Here is a 24,675-nt window from a genome sequence, read left to right on the forward strand (position 1 = left end):
TGCCGGTGGGCGTGGAGCCCTTCAGCGGTCTTCGCCGGTCAGCGGCGCGAGACGGCGGCTGAGTGTGCGGACCGCCTCGGCCAGGCGGGGGTCGGTCGCCCGGCGCGGTGGCGACAGCGGCAGGCCGTCAGGGCCGACGACAAGCCCCGGCCGGCCGGCGAGGGCGGGGTCGGTCGCAGCGGCGACCGACGAGCGGGCGGCCTGCGCCGGCGTCCCGGACGTGGTGCGCCGGAATGCCGTGCGGACCAGCGGCCAGAAGGGCCGCAGCCAGGGGGCGACGACATGGGAGGAGGACATGGTCCCGGTGGTCATGGTGGTGACGGCGCCGCCGGGGTCGGCGGCGAACACGGATACGCCGTCCCCCTTCAGACGCCGCGCCAGGTCAAGGGTGTAGGCGAGGTTGGCGAGCTTCGCGCGGCCGTACGCGTGGAGGCCGTAATACGAGCCTTTCCGTTCGGCGGTGTCGATACGGCCGGTGGGGATGCGGACCGAGCCGGAGGTGACGTTGACGACGCGGCTGGGAGCGCCGGCGCGCAGGGCGGGGAGCAGCAACTCCGTCAGCAGGTAGGGGCTGAGATGGTTGAGGGCGAAGCTCGCCTCGATGCCCTCGGGCGTCAGGCGCCGGTCGTCGAACATCGCTCCGGCATTGTTGACCAGCACGCTCAGGGCGCCGCCCGCCGTCACACGCTCGGCGAGGCTCCGTACCTCCGCCAGGGACGAGAGATCGGCGGTGACGAACCGGGCCTCCGTACCGGTGCCGGCGGCGTTGATGCGCTCGACGGCGCTGCCGCCCCGCCCCGCGTCGCGGCCGACCACGGTCACCGCGTATCCGGCCGCGGCGAGGCCCACCGCGGTCTCCAGACCGATTCCGCCGGTTCCCGCCGTGACGAGCGCGCGCCGATTCATCTGTCCTCTTTCTCCCTGGGTGTGTGGGCGCCCGCCGACGTGGTCACCTCCTTCACGAGTTACAGTCTGCATGAAACCCAGTTGCAGTCAAACTTCAACTCGGGAAGAGGGGGTCCTACGTGCCCGCGACGGTGACGACGACGCGCTGGTAGTGCTTGAGCGCGGGGGTGCCGTTGTCCTTCACCTCCAGGATGAGGTGGAGCGTGGAGCCCGGTGCCGCGTCGGACGGTACGACGAAGGAGAGCTTCGGCCCGTTCGCGGCGCCCAGGGCGATGTCGCCGGGGTAGGTGTCGGCGTCGGTGTACCGCCACCACTTGTAGGACACACGGTCCCCGTCGGGGTCGGTGGCACTGCCGTTCAGTGTGATCCTGGAGCCCGGCCGGGCGGTGAGGTCGGTGCCCTGGCGGACAGAAGCCGTGGGGTTGTGGTTGGCCTTCGAGTAGGAACCGGTCTTCCCCCAGTCGGCGCGGGCCGCGAAGTCGTTCTGGATGTCCTCGACCCAGCGGGTCTGGGGGTAGCTGCGGTCGGCCGCGTTTCCCGTGTGGGGATTGGCGTCGGTGGTGTCGATCCACCCCGTGGCGTTGGGAGCGAACCGGCCGCCCCATCCGCCGTACGTGGGGTCCTCGGAGGAGCGCAGTCCGTTGAAGTCCAGCATGTGCAGGAACGCGGGGGAGTCGCCTTCGGAGATGAAGTCGTGGACCCCGTATCCGAGGTTCTGGTTCTCCTCGTTGGCCTCCGGACGCCATCGGTTGTTCTCGTCGTCCTCGGGTGTCGGGTTGCCGTCCCGATAGGTCCGGTACTGCTTCAGCAGGTCGCCGTGTCCGTCGAGGAAGTTGCGCTCCATGTAGGGGCCTTGGAGCGAGTGCTGGAGCGGACCGGGCACCGTACGCTGCCAGGCGTAGGCGAAGCTCCAGAACTGGGACTGGTTGTCGATGATCTTCACGTTGGGCCAGGTGGGCTTGATGTAGTCCCGGAGGGTCGAGTCCTGTTCCAGGATGTTGTAGAGGACCAGCTTCTTGTCGATCTTCCGCTGGACGGCGGCCCACTTCCGCGTGCCCTCGTACTCGTCCTGAATGGATTTCAGCGCTCGGGCGACGGTGTTGAGGCCGCCCCACGCCTGTACGTAGAGCGGCCCGGGCCTGTCGTCGAGGATCGCCTTCCTGATCAGTTCGGAGCCGTCGGTGGGTTCGGCCATGTCGCCGACGTTCTCGATGTTGCCGATCTTGTACAACGAGCGCAGGCGCTCCGGTGCGGGATAGCCGTCCGCGTGCTTGCGCAGGTTGGGGTAGATCTTCGCGTACGCGTCGAGGTACTGGTCGACCCAACGGGTTCCGGTCCACCGGTACGGCGCGACCGTGTCCCCGTTGCCCGCCCAGTGGAACCGTGAGCTGGTGTACACGATGCCCGCGATGTCGAACTCGTTGGCGTAGTAGAGGAACCGGATGAAGGAGTCCATGTCATCGACTTCGCCGTCCTGGGTCACGATGACACGCGGCTTGTCGTGAGGGCGCTGCTCCGTCGACGCCGCGGGACGGTCGGGCGGGGACGCGGCCGGTGTCGCGTAGGCCGTGGCGGGCAGGAAGGACGCGGTGACGGCGAGCAGGGCGGCGATGGTGAACGGCCGGCGTCGGCGCGGGCTCGGACCGTGCGGGTGCATGTGTCTCCTCTGAGTTGTCGGAGAGTTCCGGGGTGCGGCCGTAGCCGGTGTGCTCCGGTGGGCGTGGTGGCCCCGATCGCGCCACACCGCCGACCGGCGGTGTGGCGGGCGGCCCGCACAGGACGTGCCGTGGCGGCCTGTTGGGCCGGCCCGCCCCGCATCGTGGCCGGGGGCCCGGCGCACGGCCGCACCCGCGTCGCCTCGTCCGGTGCGCGTACGCGAGCAAGGCGCGGCGGGGCCGATGGACGTCCGGACCGGTGACGCGCCAGGCGGACGGCGGTTCACCGCAAGGAAATTGGGTGAATGTCTATTCGCGTTCGATTCGGTAAGCAGTGCGATTCTGTGAGCACCCCGACGGCATGTCAACAGATCGGACCGAAGTTCCCGACGGTTCCGGCGCGCGTCCGAAGCTCCGGCCGAGCGGAGTGAAAACCCCCCGACGCAGGGGTCTTGACGCGCCCGGCCCGGGTTCGTAACTTGACCCGCATGTCGACTCAACCACGCATAGACATTCAGCAGCCCGGTCAGGACGAACCGATCTACGGCGCCGGTGTCTGGCACTTCGCGACCTACGTCGACCGGTACGCCACGGACGGCTACGGCGAACCACGCACCATCCTCGACGCCATCAAGCTCGCCGGAGCGGTCGGTGATCTGTCCGTCCTCGACCTGAACTGGCCCTTCCCGCCCGGCGACATCAGCACCGCCGAGGTGCGACAGGCCCTGGCCGAGCAGAACCTGCGGGCCATCGCCGTGACACCGGAGTTCTACACCGGGAAGTTCGCCAAGGGCGGCTTCACCAACCCCGACCCCGCCGTCCGCCGGCAGGCCATCGACCTGGTCGCCGCCTCGGCCGAGGTCGGCCGCGAACTCGGTGTGGACTACGTCAAGATCTGGCCCGGGCAGGACGGCTACGACTATCCCTTCCAGGCCGACTACACCGACCTGTGGACCAAGTCGGTCGACGCACTGCGCGAACTCGCCCAGGGCTTCCCGGATCTGAGGTTCGCGATCGAGTACAAGCCGCGCGAGCCTCGCAACCGGATGGTGTTCTCGTCCGTCGCGCGGACCCTGCTGGCCATCCAGGACATGGGCGTGGACAACGTCGGTGTCCTCCTGGACTTCGGCCACTCCCTGTACGGAGGGGAGACCCCGGCCGAGGCCGCCCGGCTGGCCATCGCCCGGGACAGGCTCTTCGCGATCGACGTCAACGACAACTTCCGCGGCTGGGACGACGACATGGTCGTCGGCTCTGTGCACCTGCTGGAGACCTTCGAGTTCTTCTTCGCCCTGCGGGACGCCGGCTGGGAGGGCGTGTGGCAGCTCGACCAGTTCCCGTTCCGTGAGGACCCCGTCGAGGCGGCCCGGACCGGGATCCGTACCATGCGCGCCTTCCACCAGGCACTGGCCTACCTCGACCGCGACGAACTGGCCGCCGCGCAGTCCGCGCAGGACGCCCTCGGGGCGCAGCGCATCGCGAAGCGGGCGCTGTTCCGCGCCCTCGCGGAGAGCGAGTCCGCGTGAGCGCCACCCTGGAGACCGCCGCGCCGCTGCGGGCGGACGAGGACGCTGCCCGGGAGTACGAGCGTCGCAGCACACGACTGCGCGCCGCGTCGCCCGCCGAGGCGGCCGCGGAACTCGCCGGCATCTCGGCCTCGATCCGGCGCGACATCCTCACCACCATCCAGTCGGCCGGCATGGGACATGTGGGGGGCGACCTGTCCGTCACCGACCTGATGGTCACCGCCCTGTGGGGCACCCTGCACATGCGTCCCACGGAGCCCGAGCACCCGCGACGTGACCGGTTCGTGCTCAGCAAGGGGCACTGTGCCGCAGCCCTGTACTCGACACTGGCGTCCTGCGGGTTCTTCCCGCGCGGCCGGCTGAGCGAGTTCATGGCTCCGCTGTCCCCACTCAACGGCCACCCGGCCCGGCTCAAGGTTCCCGGCGTGGAGACCAACAGCGGACCGCTCGGACACGGCTTCCCCGTGGCCACCGGATGCGCACTCGGGGCGAAGCTGCGCGGCGAGACCTGGCGGACCGTCGTGGTGCTCGGCGACGGCGAGATGCAGGAGGGCAGCAACTGGGAAGCCGCCATGACGGCCGCCCACCACGAACTCGCCAACCTGACAGCCGTCGTGGACCGCAACCGGCTGCAGCAGGGCGCCCGTACGGAGGACACCAAGTCGCTGGAGCCGCTGGACGCCAAGTGGGCCGGCTTCGGCTGGGAGGTCCGCGTCATCGACGGGCACGACCACCGGGCGATCAAGGAGGCGTACGCGCCGTCCACCACGGGGCGCCCGGTCGCGGTGATCGCCAACACTACCAAGGGCAAGGGCGTGTCGTTCATGGAGGACCGCGTCGAATGGCACCACAAGGTGCCCACCGACGAACAGGTGCGTCTCGCCCTTGAGGAGCTGAGCCGATGAGTTCCGTGGCCGCACAGGCACCCACCTACGACTGCCGCGTGGACTTCGCCGACGAACTCGCCGCGCTGGCCCGCGCCGACGAGCGGATCGTGGCGGTCTGCAACGACTCGGTGGGCTCCAGCAACCTCGTTGGGTTCCGCGAGGAGTTCCCCACCCGTCTCATCAACGTGGGCATCGCGGAGCAGGACCTGGTCGGTGTGTCGGCGGGCCTCGCCAACGCCGGGTTCATCCCCTTCGCGTCCGCCGCGGCGCCCTTCCTGACCGGTCGCGCCCTGGAGCAGATCAAGGCCGACATCGCCTACACCCACCGCCATGTCGTGCTCTGCGGCCAGAGCCCGGGCATGGCCTACGGAGAGCTGGGACCCACCCACCACTCCATCGAGGACCTGTCCTGGATGCGCGCCGTCCCGGGACTGGACATCATCGTGCCGGCCGATCCGGCGCAGACGCGCAGCGCGGTGCGCTGGGCCGCCGGGTCGGGCAGACCGACCTATATCCGTGTGCCGCGCTTCAAGGTGCCCGCCGTCACTCCCGACGACGCGCCGTTCGAAGCCGGCCGGGCCGTACGGCTCCGAGAGGGCACCGACGTCACCCTGATCGCGGTGGGCACGATGGTCTCCCGCGCCCTGGACGCCGCACACCTTCTCGAACAGCGGAACATCTCCGCCCGTGTCCTCAACATGACCTTCGTCGAACCCCTCGACACCGCCGCCGTCATCGCCGCGGCACGGGAGACCGGGGCCGTCGTCACCGCCGAGGAGGGGCTGCTCTCCGGCGGCCTGGGAGCCGCCGTGGCCAAGGTCGTGGCCGAGAGCAACCCTGTCCCGGTGCGCATGCTGGGCGTGCCCGGTTTCGCCCCGACCGGCAGCGCGGCCTTCCTGCTCGACCACTTCGGGCTCACGGCCGACGGTATCGCCGGCGCCGCGCGCGAGGCACTGGGACGGGTGTGATGAAGCCGCACGTTCTCGCCATCGACCAGGGCACCAGCTCGACCAAGGCACTGCTCCTGGATGCCACGGGCGACATCGTCGGCCGGGCCGAGGCGCCCCTGACGCAGACCCATCCCGGCCCCGGCCTGGTGGAACAGGACGCGACGGCACTGCTCGACAGTGTGTACGGCGCCGTCACCGACTGCCTGACGGGCATCGACCCGCGCTCGGTGGCCGGGGTGGCGCTGAGCACGCAGCGCGAGTCGGTCGTCCTGTGGGAGGCGGCGACCGGCGAGCCCGTCGCACCCCTGGTCAGCTGGCAGGACCAGCGCGGGGGAGAACGTGCGGCCCGCCTCACCGCCGCCGGAAGGGCCGACGAGATCCGCCGCCGCACGGGTCTCCCGCTCGACCCGATGTTCTCGGCCCTGAAAATGGCCGCCCTGCTCGACCGGTACGACCCTACGCGGGCCCGGAGCAAGGACGGCGCCCTACGCCTCGGCACCGTGGACGCGTACCTCCTGTACCGGCTCACCGGGCAGCCGGTGACCGAGATCGGCAACGCGTCCCGGACCCAGCTGCTCAATCTCGCCACGGGCGACTGGGACAACGAACTGCTCGACCTGTTCGACATCCCCCGCGCGGCCCTGGGCCGTATCGTGCCCTCCACCGGGCCGTTCGGAACGGTCCGCGGCCTGCGCCCCCTGCCCGACGGCACCCCGGTCCTGGCCGTCATGGGTGACTCGCACGCCGCCCTGTTCGCCCATGCCGGCTGGCGGCCCGGAACCGTGAAAGCCACCTACGGCACCGGATCCTCCGTCATGACGGTGACGGACTCGCCCGAACCGGCGGAACACGTGTGCACCACCATCGCCTGGTCCACCGGACACCCCGTCTATGCGCACGAGGCCAACATCCGCTCCACCGGGCGCACCCTCACCTGGCTGGCCGAACTGCTGAACACCGAGCCCGCGGAACTCATCCGGCTCGCGGCCGGCACGGACGCGGGCGACGTGACACTGGTGCCGGCCTTCGGCGGCATCGGAGCGCCCTGGTGGGACTCCCGGGCCGTGCCCGTCCTCGCCGGCTTCGAGCTGGGTACCGGCCGCGCCCAACTGGCGCGCGCCGCACTGGAATCGGTCGCACTCCAGGTGGGCGACGTCCTCGCCGCCCTCCCCGGCCCCCGACGGGTCGTGGCCGACGGCGGCCTGAGCCGCAGCGACGCGCTCATGCAGCTGCAGGCCGACGTCTCCGACGTCACCGTCGCCCGCACACGCCACCACGAACGGTCCGCCGCGGGTGCCGCACAGCTGGCGGGAGTGGGACTCGGCCTGTGGACCACCGCCGACCTGGAACGGCGCGCCGACCGCGACCTGCAGACCTTCACCGCCGACTGGAACGACACACGGCGCGGCACCACGGTCGCGCGCTGGCGTCATCGGGTCGCGGCCGCTCGCGACCTCGGGACACGCGGACAGCAAAGGACGTCATGACCACAGCAGACTTGCCACAGACAGACAGGACACAGACAGACAGGACACCGACGCGCCCCCGCGGCCGGCTCACCCTGGGCAGCGGTTCGCTCATCGCGCTCGTGCTCCTGTTCGCCGCCATCGCGGCCACCACCACCTATCGATCGGACAGCGAGGCCAGGACGAGCGGCAAGCCCGCGTTCGACGCCTCCACGTACGCCACCAGCACGTACGAACCGAAGGTCGTGCCCGCGATCAAGAAGAACGCCGTGGACATCGCCACCCTGCACCAGGCCATCGCCGCCGACACCGAGGCGGCCGGCAAGCAGTACGGGCATCGGCCGGGAACCGGACCCTACAGCTATGCCGCGACGCTGACCGGGACCGCGGGCGCCGTCAGGAACGGCCTCCTGCAAGTGACCGTGGACGGCCTGGACAAGGCCCGCGTCTCCGTGCAGGTCGGCCCGGCGATCAACGGTACGGCCCTCCGCGACGCGGCCGGCTTCATCACCTTCGGCCAGTTCACCAACCAGGTCGAATACGCCGACGCCGGGACCGCGTTGAACACCGCGATGAAGGACAAGGTGCTGAAGGCCTTCGATCCCGCGGCGGTCCGCGGCAAGAAGATCACTGTCATCGGCGCCCTGACCCCGCTGACCGCCGACGTACTGACCCTCACCCCCGTCTCGATCGAGGCCGCGTCATGACCTCCGCGACCCCGCAGCCACCGGTTCCCCCCGTGCTGCGCGCCGCCGAGGTCACCAAGGTGTACGGCGGGACGCAGGCGCTCAAAGGAGTGTCGCTGGACATCCCGGCGGGCCGTACCACCGTGCTCTTCGGCGAGAACGGGGCCGGCAAGTCGACCCTGATGAAAATCCTCAGCGCGGTCGAGTCCCCCAGCACCGGCCACATCGAACTGGACGGCCGGGCGGTGGAGTTCACCAGCGCGCGAGAGGCGTCCGACCACGGCATCTCGATCATCCACCAGGAACTCAGCCTCTGCCCCAACCTGACCATCCAGGACAACCTCTTCCTCGGCCGCGAGCGCACCCGGCACGCCGGCGCCCTGCTCGACCGCACCACTCAGCGCGCCCTGGCGCGGAAGGTGCTGGGCCGACTCGACGGAAAGCTCGACCCCGACACCCCGGTGGGCGAGTTGCGGCTGGGCCAGCAGCAACTCGTCGAGATCGCCCGGGCACTGCTGCAGAACGCCCGGGTGCTGATCATGGACGAACCGACCTCCGCGCTCAGCGCACCGGAAGTGGAGATCCTCTTCCACGTGATCCGGGAGCTCAAGGCCGAGGGCGTCGCGATCGTGTACATCTCGCACCACCTGGAGGAAGCCCTCTCCGTCGCCGACGAGGTGGCGGTCCTGCGGGACGGCGCCATGGTCGCCACGGCACGGGCGCGGGACATCGACCTCGGGTGGATCGTCCGCACGATGGTGGGACGCGACCAGGCGGATCTCTTCCCCGACCGGAACCCCACCCTCGGGCCCCTGGCGCTGGAGATGACCGAACTCTCCGTCGCCGACCCGTCCGTCCCCGGACGGCTCGCCGTGAACGGCGTGACCACGACGGTCCGGGCGGGCGAGATGGTCGGCATCTACGGCCTGATGGGCAGCGGCCGTACCGAACTGCTGGAGTGTCTGGCCGGCCGGATGCCCGCCGCCTCGGGCGAGTTGAGGCTCCACGGCGAACCGCTCACCGGCAGTGTGCGCGACCGCATTCGCAGCGGGCTGGCCCTCGTCCCCGAGGACCGCCAGCGAGACGGCCTGGTCCAGTCCATGACGGTGGGACAGAACCTCTCACTGGCCTCCGTGACCCGGTTCGTACGCCGACTGCTGCTCGACCGGCGTGACGAGGACGCAGCCGTCGACTCGATGATCTCCGACGTGACCGTCAAGACCTCCGGGTCCCGCGCGCCCATCGGCTCCCTCAGCGGCGGAAACCAGCAGAAGGTCGTCATCGGCAAGGCGCTGATGACCGGCCCGCGCGTCCTGCTCCTGGACGAACCCTCCCGGGGTGTGGACGTGGGAGCGAAGGCCGATGTCTTCACCCTCATGGCCCAGCAGGCCGAACGCGGCCTCGCCGTGCTCTTCACCACCTCCGAGGCCGAAGAAGCGCTGCACGTGCCCGATCGCCTCCTGGTCCTGGCACGCGGCCGGCTGGTCGCCGACCTGAAAGCCGGAGAGATCACCCGGGACCGGCTGATGAGCCTGGCCGATGGAGCCGACACCACCGAGAAGGCAGAAGATGAGTGACACCCTGACCACGGACCACGAAGTAGTGCTCCAGCAGCGTCGCGCCGCGGCCGCGCAGGCACGGCGCCTCAAGACGGTCGACTCGATCTTCGAACTGCGCGCCTTCATCGCCCTCGGAGTGCTGATCGTCGTCTTCAGCCTGCTGTCGGACTCCTTCCTCACCGTCGACAACGTGATCACGATGACCAAACACGTCGCCATCAACGCGATCCTCGCGCTGGGCATGCTGCTGGTCATCCTGAAGGGCGGCATCGACCTCTCCGTCGGATCGACCGTCGGCCTGTCCGGAGTGATCGCCGGTGAGCTGCTCCAAGGCCTGCACCTGAGCATCCTCGACGTCGTCGCCTATCCGCGGGTCTGGGGCGTCATCGCCCTGTGCATCGCGGTCGGCGCACTGGTCGGCGCCGTCAACGGCATCCTCGTCACACGCCTCAACGTGGCCCCTTTTATCGCCACCCTCGGCATGCTGTACGTGGCCCGGGCCACCGCTCTGCTCATCTCCGACGGCACCACCTACCCCGATCTCGCCGGCGACCCGGGCACCCACAACACCGGCTTCGACTGGCTCGGCCAGGGCCGCCCCCTCGGTCTGCCCGTCGCGGTCTGGATCATGATCGTGGTGGCGGGCCTCGTCGCGGTACTGCTGCGTTCGACACCCTTCGGCCGCTGGCTCTACGCGACCGGCGGCAACGAACGCGCCACCGAACTCAGCGGAGTCCCCGTCACCCGTGTGAAGCTCCTCGTCTACGTGATCTCCGGCGCCTGCGCCGCGATGGCCGGCCTCATCATCGCCTCCGAACTCACCTCCGCCGCACCGCAGGCCGGTGAGACCTTCGAGCTCAACGCCATCGCCGCCGTCGTCATCGGAGGCGCCGCCCTCTCCGGCGGCCGGGGCACCGTACGGGGCACACTCGTCGGGGCCTTCGTCATCGGCTTCCTCGCCGACGGCCTCGTCATTCTCGGCGTCTCGACGTTCTGGCAGATGCTCATCAAGGGCGCCGTCATCATCGTCGCCGTCATCCTCGACCAGAGCCAGCAGCGCTTCCAGCGCCGCCGCGCGGCGGCGTCCGCGGTCGCCGTGCCCACCGAACCCGAACCGGCCGACGCGGGCCGCGCCCCGTGAGCCGACTCCGGTGACCTCCTGCCGGGAGGGGCACCAGCAGCCGACCGATGTCTCCGGGGCCCCGCCCCTCCACCGCCCCCCCGTACCGACCTCCGTACGCATATCCGCACACCGTTGTGAGGAGACCAGAATGTTCCACCGCAAGCGCACCCGCACCGCCACCACCATCGCAGCTCTCGCGGCAGGTGCTCTGCTCCTGACCGCGTGCGGGGGGTCCGGCGACTCGTCATCCGGCGCGGCATCGTCCGAAAGCGGTTCGAAAAGCAATCTGGTCGCCATCATCACACCCTCCGCGGACAACCCCTTCTTCAAGGCGGAGGCCGACGCGGCGAAGAAGAAGGCCGAGAGCCTCGGCTACACGACCTCGGTCGCCTCGCACGACGACGACCCGAACAAGCAGAGCGAACTCGTCGACGCGGCCATCTCCCGCAAGGCCGCCGCGATCATTCTCGACAACGCGGGCGCCGACGCGTCGATCGGCCCCGTCCGCAAGGCCACGAAGGCCGGTGTCCCCGTCTTCCTGATCGACCGGGAGATCAACGAGACGGGTATCGCCAAGGCTCAGATCGTGTCCAACAACGCCCAGGGCGCGCAGCTCGCCGCGCAGGAGTTCGTCACCGCGATGGACGGCAAGGGCGAATACGTCGAGTTGACCGGGAAGGAGTCCGACACCAACGCCAGTGTCCGCTCCAAAGGCTTCACCGACGTCATCTCCCAGTACCCGGACATGAAGCAGGTCGCCAAGCAGACGGCCAACTGGGATCAGCAGGAGGCCTTCAGCAAGATGGAGACCATCCTGCAGCGCAATCCGAAGATCCGTGGTGTGATCGCCGGGAACGACACCATGGCCCTCGGCGCGGTGGCCGCACTCAAGTCGGCCAAGCGCGAGAACGTCATCGTGGTCGGCTTCGACGGCAGCCCGGACGCCATCGCCCAGATCAAGGCCGGCACCATGCGGGCGACGGCCCTCCAGCCCGCCGCGCTGGGCGCCGAGCGCGCGGTCGAGCAGGCGGACACGTACGTGAAGACGGGCAAGACCGGACAGCCCGAGAAGCAGTCCATCGACTGTGAACTGATCACCGAGAAGAACGCCGCCGAGTACGGCGTCTTCGCCAAGCTCTGACACCGGCGACGTGGGCGCCGCGGCCAGTCGTGGCCGAGCCCCGACGATAGGGTGTTCCGCAGCGGTAACAGGCCCTGGCGCCCGGCCGCCAGGGATGACAAGGATGGAGACATGGTGGCGGCAGCGTCCACTCCCAGCCCTGACCATATGCGGCTGCTGATCAAAGTGGCCCGCATGTATCACGAGCGCGGAGTGCGGCAGCCCGAGATCGCGGCACATCTCAACATGTCCCAGCCGCGCGTCTCCCGTCTGCTCAAAGAGGCGGTCGACAGGGGAGTGGTCCGCACCGTCGTGGTGTCACCCGAAGGCGTACACGCCGAGCTGGAGGAAGCCCTCGTCGAGCGGTACGGCCTGCGCGACGCCGTCGTGGTCGAAGTGGAGGGCTCGGGGGCGGACGTCATCCCCGCGCTCGCCGCGGCCACCGCCACCTATCTCGACGCGACGCTCAAGGGAGGAGAGGTCATCGGTGTCTCCTCCTGGAGCGCCACTCTGCTCGAATCCGTGAAGGTCATGCGGGCCAAGACATCGTCCGTGGCACACGAAGTGGTCCAGATCGTCGGCGGCTCCGGCAGCCCGGAAGTACAGCTGCACGCCACCCGTTTGACGAGCCGACTGGCCGAACTCACCGGCGCGCGACCGGTGTTCGCCCCCTCCGCCGCCCTGGTCGGCAGCAGGGAACTGAGGGTCCTGCTGGCGCAGGAGCCGGCGATGGTGGGTGTCATGCAGGCATGGTCACGCCTCACACTGGCGCTCCTCGGTATCGGCAGCCTCGATCCCTCTCCGCTGCTGCGACGTTCGGGCAACGCCATCACCACGCAGGACCAGCGGGCACTGAAAAAACTCGGAGCGGTGGGCGACGTCTGCGCCCGGTACTTCGACGCCGACGGGAACTCCGTCGGTGCGCCTTTCAACGACCGCCTCATCGGCATCGATCCGGATCAGCTCCGCGCCGTGGAACGCCGTATCGCGGTGGCGGGCGGAATGGACAAGGTGGCGGCGATCCGGGGCGCGGTGCGCGGCAGGTGGATCAACATCCTGGTCACCGATGTCGATGTCGCCCGAGAACTGCTGAGCGACTGACCGCGGTACGACGCGACCACAAGGCCGGAGGGCGGCTTCGGCACCTCCGTCCACTGCGCACCTCCGCCCTCTCCGCCCCCTCGGCGGCTCCGTAGCGGTACGGGGCGGCTTCGAGCGGTGAGCCCGTACGGCCGAACCGCCTCCCCAACTCGTCAGCATCGCCCTACACATGGAGGTCTCCGATGGAACCCAGCGCCCCGATCAGCGCCCCACGATCTCCCGGATTCTCCCACCTCACCCGCGCCCTCGTCGTGACAACGGCGGCTCTCGGCCTCACACTGTCGCTCACCCAGACCGGCGCGGCGGCGGGCGCCGGCACGTCGGCGGCGGACCGGGACCGGCAGGTGCGCACCGGCAGCCATGCCACCGCACCGTCGGCCGCGCCCCGTACGATCGTGACGACCGACCCGGAGCTGGACGACCTCAACTCGATGCTGCGCATGCTGCTCTACAGCAACGAGATCAACATCGCCGGCCTCGTCTACTCCTCCAGCCAGCACCACTACCGGGGCGACCCGAGCCGAGGCCTGGAACCACACCGCTGGCCCGCCCCCGGGGCCCGGCTGCACATCGACGAGGCCGTCGACGCCTACGCCCGGGCCTACCCGAACCTCGTCCGGCACGACCCGCGCTACCCCGCGCCCTCCCGCCTGCGGTCGCTGATCGCGACGGGCAATGTCACCGACGAGGGCGACATGGCCGCGGACACGGACGGCTCCGACCTGATCAGGAAGGTCCTGCTGGACGACCGGCCGGGGCAGGTGTTCCTACAGGCCTGGGGCGGGCCCAACACCATCGCCCGGGCCCTCCGGTCGATCCAGGAGGAGTACCAGGGCACTCCCCGGTGGCGCGCCGTCTACAACAAGGTCGTGAACAAGGCGGTCATCACCAGCTTCGGCCAGCAGGACGCCACGTTCGACGACTACATCAAACCCAACTGGCCCGACATCCAGAACCGGGAAGTGGCCACATCGGTGTGGGGGTACGGATCCCGCGGTGTCGTTCGCCCCGAGGACGCGTTCTACCACTCCGCCGAGTGGACCAGGACCAACGTCTCCGGCGTGGGACCGATCGGCGCCCCCTACCGCGTCTGGGGCGACGGCAAGCAGATGGCGGCCGGCTTCGACGACGAGGACTACTTCGGCCTGTCCGGATACACGGCCGAGGAACTGAAAGCGATGGGGTACCTGGTCTGGACGCCACCGCAGCCCAAGGGATCGTGGATCTCCGAAGGCGACTCCTCCAACTTCGCCCTCCTCGTTGACAACGGACTGCGCAGCTACCAGCATCCCGGCTGGGGCGGCTGGGCCGGCCGGCAGGTCGTCGACCCCGACGACCCCCACCGGTGGTCCAACCGGGACGCGCAGGACGCCGACGAGACCGGCGCCACACCCCGCGACTACACGGCCGCGCGCTGGTTCTCCGCCATCCAGAACGACTTCGCCGCGCGCCTCCGGTGGAGTGTCAGCGGTTACGCCGACGCCAACCACGCCCCCCGTGTCCGCGTCACCCAAGGCCTGGACCTCGACCGCCGCGCAGGCCGGCCCGTCGAACTCACCTCCCGGGTCACCGATCCCGACGGCGACACCGTCACGCGCACGTGGTGGCAGTACCGGGAAGCCGGAACGTACCCCGGCACCGTCGACATCCGGCGCAAGGGCACGAGCACCGTGCAGGTGAACGTTCCCGCGGATGCCCGGCCCGGTCAGACCATCCACCTCATCCTCGAAGCCAAGGACAACGGCACACCGGCCCTCACCAGCTACCAGCGAGTCGTCATCACCATCGTCTGACGCGGTCGGAGGCGGGGCGTCAGCGCACCGTCAGGCGCCGCAGGTGTGACACCGGCGCCCGCGCCCCGTCGACCTCCACACCGACGTAGCGGGCCGTCCCGGAGACGGAAAGCCGGCGCAGGCGCCCCCGCCCGGTGAGGGGCCCGGCGCTCCGGTAGGTGATGCCGTCCGTGCTGAGGCCCACCTTCGCGCCCGGCACGGCGCCGGTCGTCCACTCGGTCTCCACCAGGCGGACAGGGAGGTCCGCGCCGAGGTCCACCACCATGCGGCCGCGCGGGCCCGGCCGCCACGCGGTGCGGGCGTCGCCGTCCACCGCCGCCGCCGGGTCGGACATGCCCTCCGGCAGCGGGCTCGTGGGGAAGACGGTCCTGCCGAGGGCCAGGTCGTCGTGCGGGTAGGCGGTCGCGCCGTCCAGGACCACGGTGATCGTCCGGCCCGCTGTCACGACAGCGGTCTTTCCGCGCCCCTGGGCCTGGACGCGCAGGGCGCAACGGGCCCCGGACAGGCGCACGGTGGCACCGTCGACGACCTGGACCCGCAGGCCCGACGGCAGTCGTCCGCCCGTGAGGGGGGTGAGTGTGAAGCGCGGGGCCAGCACGACCGCCGAGGCGGCGGGCAGCGCGGCCTCGAAAACGGTGCCGCCGTCGGTCAGCCGCTGCGTGCCCTCGAAGACCACCGTCTCCGTGCCGGTGCGCGGGATCGCGACCCTCGTCCTGACGGACTCGCCGGAGAGGTTGAACAGGGTCAGGTGCCCGTCCGTCAGCGTCGTGCGCACCTCGGCGGCCTCCGCCGAGGGCGCGGGGCGCCGGGCTGTCGTACGCAGCTCCCCGGCCGGGACACCGGGGAAGCCCTCGACGAGGAGAGGCGCCGCCGGGCCGTCGCCGAGGACGATCGTGTCGTCGTACACGCCGATCGGGTTCCGGCCCTCACGCACCACGAGCCCCGCGCGCCCCTCGATGTCGAGCCAGCCGCCGCGGCTGCTCACCGCGGGCCTCGGCCCGGTCACCAGGTCCTGCCAGTTCCGGCCGTCCGTGGAACCCTGGACGCGGTAGGCGCGGCCGGCCGCCGACTCCCAGCGCAGGGTGACGTGGCCGATCCGGCGCTCGGCGCCGAGGTCGACGGCCAGCCAGCTGTCGGCGCGCGGACGTTCGGCCCTCGACACCGCCCAGCGGGTGGTCGCGTCGCCGTCCACCGCGAGGGGCGCGCCCTTCCCGGCGTCGGCCGACGAGGCGGTGGCGGATCCGCCGCGTGCGAGGTCCGCGCCCTGGGAGCCCTCGCGCACCTCGACGGCGTACAGCGAGTACCCGTAGGACGGGTCGGGCCGCACGCCGAGCATGCGGACATGGCGCACCGTCGTGGGTGTGAAGCCGAGCTCGTCGACCCGCCCCGCGGGTGTGCCGGGGGAGGTGTCGCGGGCGCGGACGGTCGCCTCGCCCTCCTCGAAGAGGTACGTGCGCGCGCCGTCGAGCCCCGGCATGCCGGGCATCGTGAGGTTGTGCATGTCGAGGCGGCCCTCCGCGTCGGCGGTGCCGCTGCTCGCGTAGACGACGGCGCCCGTCGGCAGCGTCGCGAACCCGGCCCAGCCGCCGTCCAGGCGCAGCAGCGTCGCGCCGGCGTCGAAGCCGTCGCGCAGGGACTCGTACACGCGTACGGTACGGCCCTGGACCTTCGCACCGGTGGCGGGCAGGAACATCGGGGTCGCGCCGCCGAGCCGGAACAGCCAGTCGTCGTGCCCCGGCTGCCAGGCGAACTTCACGAACCCCGGCTTGGTCACCGCCCCGGCCCACGCGCCACGCGACTGGTGCGACACCAGCCCGGGGCCGCTCCCGAAGTCCGTGACACCGGAGGCCTGCGCGAACAGCTCCTCGCGTGACAGCGCCGTCACGGGCTTGCCGGCGGCCGCCGCCCACACGTGCAGCAGATAGCTGATCGCGATCTCGGCACGTGCCTCCGGCTCGTACTTCGGCTCCCCCGAGAACTTCACCATCCGGTGCGCGGGCGGGTACTGCTGGTAGGCCTCCAGCCGCGCCGCCAGCTCCTGCTCCGCGCGCGCCGCGGCCGGGTCGCGCATCACCTGGGAGAGGAAGGCGAGCGGGATGACGTCCCTGCCGTAGAGGTGCTCGCGGTCGTCGACCATCGGCATCAGCGGCTCGCCCGCGTCGCTCATGACACCCAGCAGTGTGCGCCACAGCGGCTCGGCGTTCGGCTGCCGCACGAGGACCTGCGGCAGGGGGCGTCCCGCCGCGAGGAAGTGCGCGGCGTTACGGCCGGAGGTGCGCCACAACTCCTCCTGGTAGTGCGGGCCGAAGGAGCCGTGGTTCTCGACGATGAAGGTGTCGTACAGATTGCGGGCGGTGTTCTCGGAGACGGCGACGCCGTCCACACGGGCCGGGTTGGCGAGGTCGGCGGGCGGTAGCCCCGCCTCGTTGCGCGACCAGATGCCGTACCACGCGGCCCAGTCGGCGGCGCGGTCGTCGTCGTGGGCCCACGCGAGCGCCGGTGCGAGGGTCTGCGCGTACAGGCCCATCTCCTCCAGCTTGGTGTCGCCGATGTGTCCCCCGAGCAGCCCGTTGGGGGTCCAGCTGCCCGAGGCGGGGTCGTCGCCGCTGCCCAACGACGCGCAATAGGCGGCCTGTTCACGGATGATGGTGTCGACGTTCGTCCGTGTCGTGGCGTCGAGGTCCTGCCACAGAAGCCGGGCGGCGAGGATGAAGTACGACTGGAACGTGGTGTCGAAGAACAGCGTGCGGCCCCACTCGCCGCCGCCGGTGAGCCGGTTGGACGCGGCGAAGTGGCGGATCGTGGCGAGTGTGCGCCGCTTGAGGGTCTCCGGATCCGTTCCCGCGCGCTCCGCGTCGTAGGTGCCGTGGGTGAGCAGGACCGCGTTGCCCAGGACCACGGCGAACCCGAAGTCCTTGGCCCGGTAGTGGCCCTGGGCCTCGTCCCACTGGGTCTCGGACCACCGGGTGTGGTCCAGGAGCACCCGCAGATAGGTGGCCGCGACGGCGTCGGGGGGTGTGTCCGCGCGGCCTTCCGCTCCCTGGGGGCCGGCGGCGGCGCTGAGCGGAGGCAGGGCGGCCAGCGCGCCCGTGAGACCGGCGAGGTGCAGGAAGCGGCGGCGATCGAGGGGGAGGGGATGCGACACGGAGCGGAACCTCGGCAGATAGACAACGTTGTCAAAGGCGTGTCGCACATTCTTCGGCGGCACCGGTGCGCGCGTCAACGGGTGTGACGTCGGTAATTCGACGGGTTCGCCGGAGCCTCCGGGCCGCCGCACCGGCCCGGAGCGGGAGCCCGGGCCGGTGCACGGCGTCATGGGGTCTTGGGCGTCGGCAGCACGCCGTCGAGATCCCCGGCCGGCAGCACCTTGGAGGAGTTGTGTTCGCGGACGATCCGCCAGCCGTCAGCCGTCCGGTGCCAGACCAGCGAGGTCGTGGTGCGAATGTCCGTGGTCGAGTCGGGCATGGTGATCCGCGCGACGAAGGTCAGGGTGGACGCGGCCAGTTCGTGGCCCGCGACGACATGGGGCCCGTCGTCGACGGCATGATGCGCGGAAACCATCCGGTCGAATGCGGGCTCCCAGATGGAGCCGTATCCGGCGGCTGTCGTCGCCACGCGCTGCGCGGGGTCGAAGTCGTCGTAGAGGCGGACGTCGGGGGAGTTGAAGTCGTAGAACTCGCCGAAGGTGCGCCGGAAGTCGAACGGCGCGTCCCCCTTGTCGCGCTCCCAGCCGAACACCCATCGGTGGTGCAGGTCGGCGATTACCTCTTCGTGTCTCATGACTCGACGCTAAGACCGTGTGCGGGGCTCAGCCAGGGTCCACCGCACCCACCCGCCGCCGGGGGCGTCGGAAGCCGCGGCGGGTCAGATTTCCCTCACAGTGTCAGGTAAATCTCCTACTGCTCAAGTGCCGCCTGTCTTACTAGCGTCGTTCTCGGCGACGAAGAGCGCGGCACCGCACCCTCTCTGACGGGGTGAAGGGGCTCTGCGGTGCGTGAAGCCGGTTCCTGTCCGGCTGACGCCCCTCGCCTATCGCAGAAAGCATTGAAGGAGATCATCCGTGTTCGAACGTATAGCCGAGCTGGCAATTCGCCGGTCTCGGCTGGTGCTGATCGTCGCTGTCGTGGCCCTGGCTCTCATGAGTGGGCTGGGTGCGGGCGCCTTCGACAAGTTGAAGGGGGGCGGATTCGACGACCCCGCCTCCGCGTCCACCCGCGCGGCAGAGGTCATCGACGAGAAGTTCGGCGGCGAGGCGAACCTGGTCCTGCTGGTCAGCTCCTCCGACGGCCGCGTCGACACCCCCGCCTCCGGCAGAACCGGCCGAGCCCTGGTGGCCGACCTCAAGAAGGAGAAGAACCTCACCAACATCGTCTCGTACTGGGAGACGAACAGCCCCGGCCTCCGCTCCGAGGACGGCCGTGAAGCCGTGGTGCTCGCCCATGTGAAAGGCGACGCCACCCAGCTGCGGGACAACGTCGAGGAGATCCTCGACGCGTACACCGGTACCTACCAGGGCACCCTCACCGTCCGGGCCGGGGGAGGCGCGGCCGTAGGCGCCGACCTGTCCGGCCAGGTGGTCGACGATCTGATCCTCGCCGAAGTGATCGCCGTACCCCTCACTCTCGTACTGCTCCTGTTCGTCTTCGGCAGCGTCGTCGCGGCCCTGCTGCCGCTGGTCATCGCGGTCATCGCCATCATGGGCTCGTTCGCCCTGCTCTTCGTGCTCGGCAGCGTCACCGATGTCGGCGACACCGCGACCAACCTCACCACCGCGCTGGGTCTCGGACTGGGCATCGACTACGCCCTTCTGATGGTCAGCCGCTTCCGGGAGCAGATCGCGGCCGGGGTGAGCGTCGACGACGCCGTCCTGCGGACGGTGCACACCGCCGGGCGCACCGTCGCCTTCTCCGCCGCGACGGTCGCGGCCGCCCTGGCGGCGCTCCTCGTGTTCCCGCAGTACTTCCTGCGCTCGTTCGGCTTCGCCGGTGTCGGTGTCGTGGTCATCGCCGCCCTCAGCACCCTGTTCGTGATGCCGGCCCTGCTGAAGGTCCTGGGGCACCGGGTCAACAGCGGGCGACTGCCGTGGGCGAAGCCGGCCCGCTCCGCCACCAGGGAACCGATGTGGGGACGGCTCGCCCGTACGGTCATGCGGCGGCCCGCGCTCACCGCGCTGCCCGTCCTCGCCGTGCTGCTCTTCGCGGCGAGCCCGCTGCTGGGCATCACCTTCGGCACGCCGGACGAACGCGTGCTGCCCGAGGACGCCGAGAGCCGCCAGGTCTCGCAGGTGCTGCGGGAGAAGTTCGCGAGCAGTGAGGACTCGGCCCTCCAGATCGCCATCGACCGGTCCGTGGGCCAGGCCCCGCTGGCGTCGTACGCGGGCCGGCTGTCCGAACTCGCGGGTGTCATCCGGGTCGACAGCAGCGCGGGCACCTACACCAAGGGAGAGGCCGCGGCGGCCGGCCCGGCCGATGCCGCCCTCGGCCGGCCCGACGCGCAGCGGATCAGTGTGGTGAGCGGCCTGACACCCAAGTCGGACGCGGCCCAGGACCTGGTCGAGCGGGTGCGCGCGGTCACCCCGCCCCCCGGGGTCCGGCCCCTGGTCGGGGGAACGGACGCGGCGCTCGTCGACGCCAAGGACTCCATTGCCGATCGGCTCCCCCTGGCCGTGACCCTGGTCGTCCTCACCACGTTCCTGCTGCTCTTCCTGTTCACCGGCAGCGTCGTGCAGCCGCTGCGCGCACTGGTCCTCAACCTGATCAGCCTGGGGGCCACCCTCGGCGTGATGACCTGGATCTTCCAGGACGGCAACCTCTCCTCGCCGCTCGGCTTCACCGCGCAGCCGATGGAGGTGTCCATGACGGTGCTGATGTTCTGCATAGCCTTCGGCCTCTCGATGGACTACGAGGTCTTCGTCACCAGCAGGATCAAGGAGCTCCACGACCACGGAGCCGACAACGGGACCGCCGTGGTCAACGGTCTCGGCCACACCGGGCGCATCGTCAGCGCGGCTGCCTTCCTGCTCGCGGTGAGCTTCTTCGCCTTCGGCACCGCCCAGATCAGCTTCATGCAGATGTTCGGTCTCGGCAGCGGACTGGCCGTCCTCCTCGACGCCCTCGCCGTGCGCGGCGTCCTCGTCCCCGCCGCGATGCGTCTGCTCGGGAAGAGCGCCTGGTACGCGCCCGGCTTCCTGCGCAGGCTCCACCTGCGGTACGGCCTCAGCGAAAGCGGCCCCGAGCCGGTGTCCGCACCCGGACCTGTCAGCGCGGCTCCGGCACCCGTGGAGAACTCGACCAGGGTCTGACGGCGGGCGCAGCACGCTGAACAACGCACACCGTCCCCGGCCCGCCGCCGTGCGTCCAGCGCGGTGGTGCGGGCCGGGTCCGTTGTCGTCGCGGCGGTGAATGGCCGCGATGCCTATGTGAACCGTTCCTGGGTGAGCAGTTCAGGGTGGTCCTTGAGCTGGCGTCGTGAGGTGAGCCCGAGCTTGCGGAAGATGTTGCGCAGGTGGGCGTCGACGGTGCGTTTGCTGATGAAGAGCTGGCCGGCCACCTCGTTGGAGGTGGCACCGGAGGCGACGAGGCGGGCGACGGCGACTTCCTGCATGGTGAGCTTCTCGTAGGGCTGCTCGGAACGGGGGCGGACCCTTTCGCCGGTGGCGCGCAGCTCGTTGGCGGCCCGCGCGGCGAAGCCCTCGCTTCCGGCCCTGGACAGCAGCTCATGGGCGGTGCGCAGGTGCCGGCGGCAGTCGCGGCGGCGGCCCTCACGGCGCAGCCACTGTCCGTACAGCAGGTGTGCCCGGCCCAGGTAGGGAGCAAGACGCTCCTTGGCGAGGAGCTCGACGGACTCCTGGAAGTGGTGCTCGACGCCGGTCACGAGCCCTCGCGCATAGGCGGCGATCCCCCGGCCGACGGTGGTTCCGCCGGCTTCGGTGCGCTCGGTCAGCGATGCCAGCGCCTCCTTCGCGGTGGCATGGTCGTCGCAGTGGACAGCTGCCTCGATGAGCTCCGGCAGGGCCGATCCGGTGAGGAAGATGTCGTCGTGCTCGGTGGCCCTGCGTGCGGCGGCCAGCGCGGCCGGGTAATGGGCGAGTCCGTTGTTGAGCAGGGCCGTGGTCGAGTGCAGGTTCGTCACCTGCCCCGTGCCGTGCGGACCGTTCTCGGCCTCCCGGGCGAGCTGCTCGAACTCTTCGCGACGGCCACGCTGCGCGGCCAGGTGCAGGCGGTGGTAGGTGAGGGGAGGAATGCCGGCGGCGTCGGCGATCGCGGCCTCCTCAGCCGTGGCGGCGATCGCCTTCCCGAGGTCGCCGGTCATGACGGCGTCGATGGCCTGCTGGGCCAGGCCGAGCCTGAGCACCAGCGGGGAACCCGATTCACGGCCGTCCTTCACCAGCCAGTCGGCGATGTCGGTATGGGTCCGCGGGTCCCACAGCTCGATGGCGATCATGGCCGCGAGGGCCGGCCGCCGGAACCACAGTGGCTCGTGCTCGCCGTGCAGGGTCCGGTGGAGGAGCGGAGCGGCGGTCGGGTAACCGTTGGTGACCAGTTCGATCAGCGCGTCCAGCAGATCCGGGGAATCGGATGCCGGAGCCGCGGACCGGGCCGCGGCCACGACCTTGCGGATGACGCCACCGCCGCGGCCGACGACCAGGCTCATCTCCAGGGCGTCCAGGAAGGATTCGCGTGCCTGCCGCGGGTGCAGGGCCACAAGCCGTTGTGCGGCGCGCGTCATGAGCATCGGACCGGCATCGTCGTGTCGCCGGGTGAACGCCGTCCGGCCCCGCAGCAGATCGACTCGGGCGTGCTGGTGGTCATCGAGCGCGGCGGTCTCCAGAGTGGCGAGCAGTCCTTCCGCCACGTCCGTCGTCCCGGCGTCGAAGTGGGCCTGCGCTGCCGCCAGAGTCCGCTCGATACGGCGCCCGGGATCAAGGGACAGTGCCACCGAGCGTTCGAGGAACGCCGCCGCCGCGGCCACGCCCCCACGTGCCCGGGCCCGTGACGCGCACTGCTCCAACGCGGTGGCGATGTCGTCGTCGGGACCGGCGCCGGCTTGCGCGCGGTGCCAGACCTGCCGGTCCGGGGCCCCCGTCGGGTCGGTGACTTCGGCCAGCGCGCCATGGGCCACATGGCGCTCACGGGCTGAGGCCGCCCGGTAGACCGCCGACCGCGCGAGGGGGTGGCAGAAACGGATCCGGTGACCGAATTCGGCCAGCCCGGTCGTGGCCGCCTCCGCGCTGGACCGGGCCAGGTCGAGGCCGAGGTGGCGCGCGGCCGCCCAGAGCAGGCCGGGATCGCCGGTCGGGTCGGCGGCAGCGACGGTGAGCAGAAGCCGGGCTTCCGCGGTGAGGCCGGTCAGCCTGGCTTGGAAACCATGCTCGATCCGGCTCGGTACGGAGGACATCTCGGGCGGCACGAAGCCTCCGGCCCGCGGCAGTTCGAGCAGCGCCAGCGGACTGCCCTGGGCCTCCGCGATCAGCCGGTCACGCACCTGGTCGTCCAGGGGGAACGGGCTGCGCGTCGTCAGCAGAGTCCTGGCGTCCCTGTCGTTCAGGCCGCGGACGACCAGCCCGGGCAGCTCGTCGAGTTCCGCCGCTCCGTCCCCCGACCGGGCCGCGAACAGCATCGCGATCGGGTCGGTCGTGATCCGGCGCCCCAGGAAGAGCATGACCTGCAACGACGCGCTGTCCAGCCATTGCGCGTCATCGATCAGGCACAGCAGGGGCCGTTCCTGCGCCGCGGCTGTCAGCAGCCCCAGGGCGGCGAGGCCGATGTGGAACGAGTCGGGCGTCCCCTCGGCCATACCGAAGGCCGCCCGCAGGTCATCGCGGCGCGGGTGCGGCAGAGCGTCCAGGTGCTCCAGCATCGGCACGCACAGCTGATGCAGTCCGGAGTACGGCAGATGCTGCTCGAATTCCGAGCCCGAGGCGCGAATGACGCGGAACGCCGACGCCGTATCCGCCGCATGGGCCAGCAGCGCGCTCTTGCCGATGCCCGCCTCACCTCTGAGGGCCAGCGCACCACCCCGGCCCGAGGCCGCCCTGCCGGTCAACTCGTCCATGTGGCGTTTCTCGTCGAATCTGCCGAGGAGCAGGTCGGGCCGAGGTAAGGACGTCGACATGTTGAAAATTTTAACTTATCGGCGTACGACCGGAATCACGCGCCGAGGGGCGGCCGGAGCCGAGGGCGGTCGCCCGGCGGAGCGGTCCGGGAAAGGGAGCGTCGCGGTTCCGGCGACGCCTCCGCGCGGCGGCACCTGCCCGGCGTGATCCGGACGAGAGGCCCTGGGCGCCCTCGAATAGGCAACTCATGCCGATGTGACGAGGTACCGGACCACCTCATAGTCGGCTCATGACCGTGAACGGCCTTGCGCACCGCTCGTCGGGGCGCTCGCCGTATTGATGGGACTCGTGCGGCGCTCCTGCCCCGCACCGAGTCGGCGGCAACGCATTTCACCCACCGATGAAGGGGAGCATGATGATCTACCACACCATCCGGCTGAAGGCCAAGGCGGGCGTCACGGAGGAGCAGGTCGGGGAGGCCCTGGAGAGCATGCGTAACCAGGGCCGGGACATCCCGGCGGTGAAGTCGTTCATCGTCGGGCGCGACTTCGGAGGCGATTTCGACTGCGGCGGCGTGTTCGTCATCGAGGACCTCGACGGCTACTGGGCGTATCTGACGCATCCCGCGCACGCGGAAACCGACCGGATCGGTATGCCCCTGGTGGAGAAGTACGAGTCGTACGACATCGTCGACGACCACGACTCGGAGATGGGGGCGAAGATCGCCGACCTGCACCGGCGCCGGTACGAGAACGACCCCGAGCTGGCCGCGCTGGTGGGCGAGCAGCCGTAGTGCTCCGGAAGTGACGAGCGACGCGCGGAGGGCTCCGCCGACCCCGGCGGAGCCC

Annotated in this window: 17 protein-coding genes; 12 read left to right on the top strand and 5 right to left on the bottom strand. The window is 70.5% G+C overall.

What is annotated here, in order from left to right; translation table 11 throughout:
* Positions 1-21: 21 nt before the first annotated feature.
* Both ACFTZC_RS24725 and ACFTZC_RS24730 read right to left on the bottom strand, forming a co-directional pair.
* Positions 22-906 (bottom strand): SDR family NAD(P)-dependent oxidoreductase, encoded by an 885-nt coding sequence (locus ACFTZC_RS24725; protein ID WP_382893183.1) that lies wholly within the window; start codon positions 904-906, stop codon positions 22-24.
* Positions 907-1,021: 115 nt separating this feature from the next.
* Positions 1,022-2,563 carry a nucleoside hydrolase-like domain-containing protein gene (locus ACFTZC_RS24730; RefSeq protein ID WP_382893185.1) on the bottom strand — a complete coding sequence of 514 codons (1,542 nt, stop codon included), beginning with the start codon at positions 2,561-2,563 and terminating at the stop codon, positions 1,022-1,024.
* A 486-nt stretch (positions 2,564-3,049) separates the two neighbouring features.
* Here ACFTZC_RS24730 and ACFTZC_RS24735 point away from each other — a divergent pair, with 486 nt between their 5' ends.
* The 10 genes from ACFTZC_RS24735 (at position 3,050) to ACFTZC_RS24780 (ending at position 14,772) form a co-directional block, all read left to right on the top strand.
* Positions 3,050-4,087 carry a TIM barrel protein gene (locus tag ACFTZC_RS24735; RefSeq protein WP_382893187.1) on the top strand — a complete coding sequence of 346 codons (1,038 nt, stop codon included), beginning with the start codon at positions 3,050-3,052 and terminating at the stop codon, positions 4,085-4,087.
* On the top strand, positions 4,084-4,992 hold the full coding sequence (locus tag ACFTZC_RS24740; RefSeq protein ID WP_382893189.1) for a transketolase: 909 nt from the start codon (positions 4,084-4,086) through the stop codon (positions 4,990-4,992). The genes ACFTZC_RS24735 and ACFTZC_RS24740 overlap by 4 nt, the downstream gene beginning before the upstream one ends.
* Positions 4,989-5,942, top strand: a complete 954-nt coding sequence (locus ACFTZC_RS24745; protein ID WP_382893190.1) for a transketolase family protein — start codon at positions 4,989-4,991, stop codon at positions 5,940-5,942. The genes ACFTZC_RS24740 and ACFTZC_RS24745 overlap by 4 nt, the downstream gene beginning before the upstream one ends.
* The gene (locus ACFTZC_RS24750) at positions 5,942-7,411 is read left to right on the top strand and encodes a glycerol kinase (RefSeq protein ID WP_382893192.1); all 1,470 of its coding nucleotides are present in this window, start codon (positions 5,942-5,944) and stop codon (positions 7,409-7,411) included. Before ACFTZC_RS24745 ends, ACFTZC_RS24750 begins: the two co-directional genes overlap by 1 nt.
* Entirely contained in the window at positions 7,408-8,097 is a 690-nt protein-coding gene (locus ACFTZC_RS24755) for a DUF2291 family protein (RefSeq protein ID WP_382893194.1), read from the top strand. Before ACFTZC_RS24750 ends, ACFTZC_RS24755 begins: the two co-directional genes overlap by 4 nt.
* Complete coding sequence (locus ACFTZC_RS24760) at positions 8,094-9,653, top strand: sugar ABC transporter ATP-binding protein (RefSeq protein WP_382893196.1); 1,560 nt, start codon at positions 8,094-8,096, stop codon at positions 9,651-9,653. Before ACFTZC_RS24755 ends, ACFTZC_RS24760 begins: the two co-directional genes overlap by 4 nt.
* Complete coding sequence (locus ACFTZC_RS24765; protein WP_382893198.1) at positions 9,646-10,776, top strand: ABC transporter permease; 1,131 nt, start codon at positions 9,646-9,648, stop codon at positions 10,774-10,776. The genes ACFTZC_RS24760 and ACFTZC_RS24765 overlap by 8 nt, the downstream gene beginning before the upstream one ends.
* 130 nt (positions 10,777-10,906) lie before the next feature.
* Positions 10,907-11,899, top strand: coding sequence for a D-ribose ABC transporter substrate-binding protein (locus ACFTZC_RS24770; protein WP_382893200.1), 993 nt, complete (start codon positions 10,907-10,909; stop codon positions 11,897-11,899).
* Positions 11,900-12,010: 111 nt separating this feature from the next.
* A complete protein-coding gene (locus tag ACFTZC_RS24775; protein ID WP_382893202.1) occupies positions 12,011-12,979 on the top strand; it encodes a sugar-binding transcriptional regulator in 969 nt (322 codons plus the stop codon).
* A gap of 182 nt (positions 12,980-13,161) precedes the next feature.
* The gene (locus tag ACFTZC_RS24780) at positions 13,162-14,772 is read left to right on the top strand and encodes a nucleoside hydrolase-like domain-containing protein (RefSeq protein ID WP_382893204.1); all 1,611 of its coding nucleotides are present in this window, start codon (positions 13,162-13,164) and stop codon (positions 14,770-14,772) included.
* A 19-nt stretch (positions 14,773-14,791) separates the two neighbouring features.
* Here the strand turns inward: ACFTZC_RS24780 and ACFTZC_RS24785 are convergent, their stop codons facing one another.
* Entirely contained in the window at positions 14,792-17,917 is a 3,126-nt protein-coding gene (locus ACFTZC_RS24785) for a discoidin domain-containing protein (RefSeq protein WP_382893205.1), read from the bottom strand.
* Positions 17,918-18,084: 167 nt separating this feature from the next.
* Positions 18,085-18,552, bottom strand: coding sequence for a YybH family protein (locus ACFTZC_RS24790; protein WP_382893207.1), 468 nt, complete (start codon positions 18,550-18,552; stop codon positions 18,085-18,087).
* Between the two features lie 280 nt (positions 18,553-18,832).
* On the opposite strand from ACFTZC_RS24790, the gene ACFTZC_RS24795 reads away from it, so the two are divergent.
* Positions 18,833-21,073 carry an MMPL family transporter gene (locus ACFTZC_RS24795; RefSeq protein ID WP_382893209.1) on the top strand — a complete coding sequence of 747 codons (2,241 nt, stop codon included), beginning with the start codon at positions 18,833-18,835 and terminating at the stop codon, positions 21,071-21,073.
* A 113-nt stretch (positions 21,074-21,186) separates the two neighbouring features.
* On the opposite strand, the gene ACFTZC_RS24800 is transcribed toward ACFTZC_RS24795, so the two are convergent.
* On the bottom strand, positions 21,187-23,886 hold the full coding sequence (locus tag ACFTZC_RS24800) for an AAA family ATPase (protein WP_382893211.1): 2,700 nt from the start codon (positions 23,884-23,886) through the stop codon (positions 21,187-21,189).
* Positions 23,887-24,239: 353 nt separating this feature from the next.
* Here ACFTZC_RS24800 and ACFTZC_RS24805 point away from each other — a divergent pair, with 353 nt between their 5' ends.
* Complete coding sequence (locus ACFTZC_RS24805) at positions 24,240-24,620, top strand: Dabb family protein (RefSeq protein ID WP_382893213.1); 381 nt, start codon at positions 24,240-24,242, stop codon at positions 24,618-24,620.
* Positions 24,621-24,675 lie beyond the last annotated feature (55 nt).

Origin of the sequence: Streptomyces sp. NPDC056987 (genome assembly GCF_042673865.1) — a bacterium.
Classification (GTDB): Bacteria; Actinomycetota; Actinomycetes; order Streptomycetales; family Streptomycetaceae; genus Streptomyces.

What these genes read in the sequence shown, in the direction of transcription:
- ACFTZC_RS24800 (WP_382893211.1), bottom strand. Translation starts at nt 23,886, where the DNA reads ATGTCGACGTCCTTACCTCGGCCCGACCTGCTCCTCGGCAGATTCGAC.
- ACFTZC_RS24775 (WP_382893202.1), top strand. Translation starts at nt 12,011, where the DNA reads ATGGTGGCGGCAGCGTCCACTCCCAGCCCTGACCATATGCGGCTGCTG.
- ACFTZC_RS24805 (WP_382893213.1), top strand. Translation starts at nt 24,240, where the DNA reads ATGATGATCTACCACACCATCCGGCTGAAGGCCAAGGCGGGCGTCACG.
- ACFTZC_RS24730 (WP_382893185.1), bottom strand. Translation starts at nt 2,563, where the DNA reads ATGCACCCGCACGGTCCGAGCCCGCGCCGACGCCGGCCGTTCACCATC.
- ACFTZC_RS24745 (WP_382893190.1), top strand. Translation starts at nt 4,989, where the DNA reads ATGAGTTCCGTGGCCGCACAGGCACCCACCTACGACTGCCGCGTGGAC.
- ACFTZC_RS24755 (WP_382893194.1), top strand. Translation starts at nt 7,408, where the DNA reads ATGACCACAGCAGACTTGCCACAGACAGACAGGACACAGACAGACAGG.
- ACFTZC_RS24765 (WP_382893198.1), top strand. Translation starts at nt 9,646, where the DNA reads ATGAGTGACACCCTGACCACGGACCACGAAGTAGTGCTCCAGCAGCGT.
- ACFTZC_RS24770 (WP_382893200.1), top strand. Translation starts at nt 10,907, where the DNA reads ATGTTCCACCGCAAGCGCACCCGCACCGCCACCACCATCGCAGCTCTC.
- ACFTZC_RS24790 (WP_382893207.1), bottom strand. Translation starts at nt 18,552, where the DNA reads ATGAGACACGAAGAGGTAATCGCCGACCTGCACCACCGATGGGTGTTC.
- ACFTZC_RS24760 (WP_382893196.1), top strand. Translation starts at nt 8,094, where the DNA reads ATGACCTCCGCGACCCCGCAGCCACCGGTTCCCCCCGTGCTGCGCGCC.
- ACFTZC_RS24750 (WP_382893192.1), top strand. Translation starts at nt 5,942, where the DNA reads ATGAAGCCGCACGTTCTCGCCATCGACCAGGGCACCAGCTCGACCAAG.
- ACFTZC_RS24725 (WP_382893183.1), bottom strand. Translation starts at nt 906, where the DNA reads ATGAATCGGCGCGCGCTCGTCACGGCGGGAACCGGCGGAATCGGTCTG.
- ACFTZC_RS24735 (WP_382893187.1), top strand. Translation starts at nt 3,050, where the DNA reads ATGTCGACTCAACCACGCATAGACATTCAGCAGCCCGGTCAGGACGAA.
- ACFTZC_RS24780 (WP_382893204.1), top strand. Translation starts at nt 13,162, where the DNA reads ATGGAACCCAGCGCCCCGATCAGCGCCCCACGATCTCCCGGATTCTCC.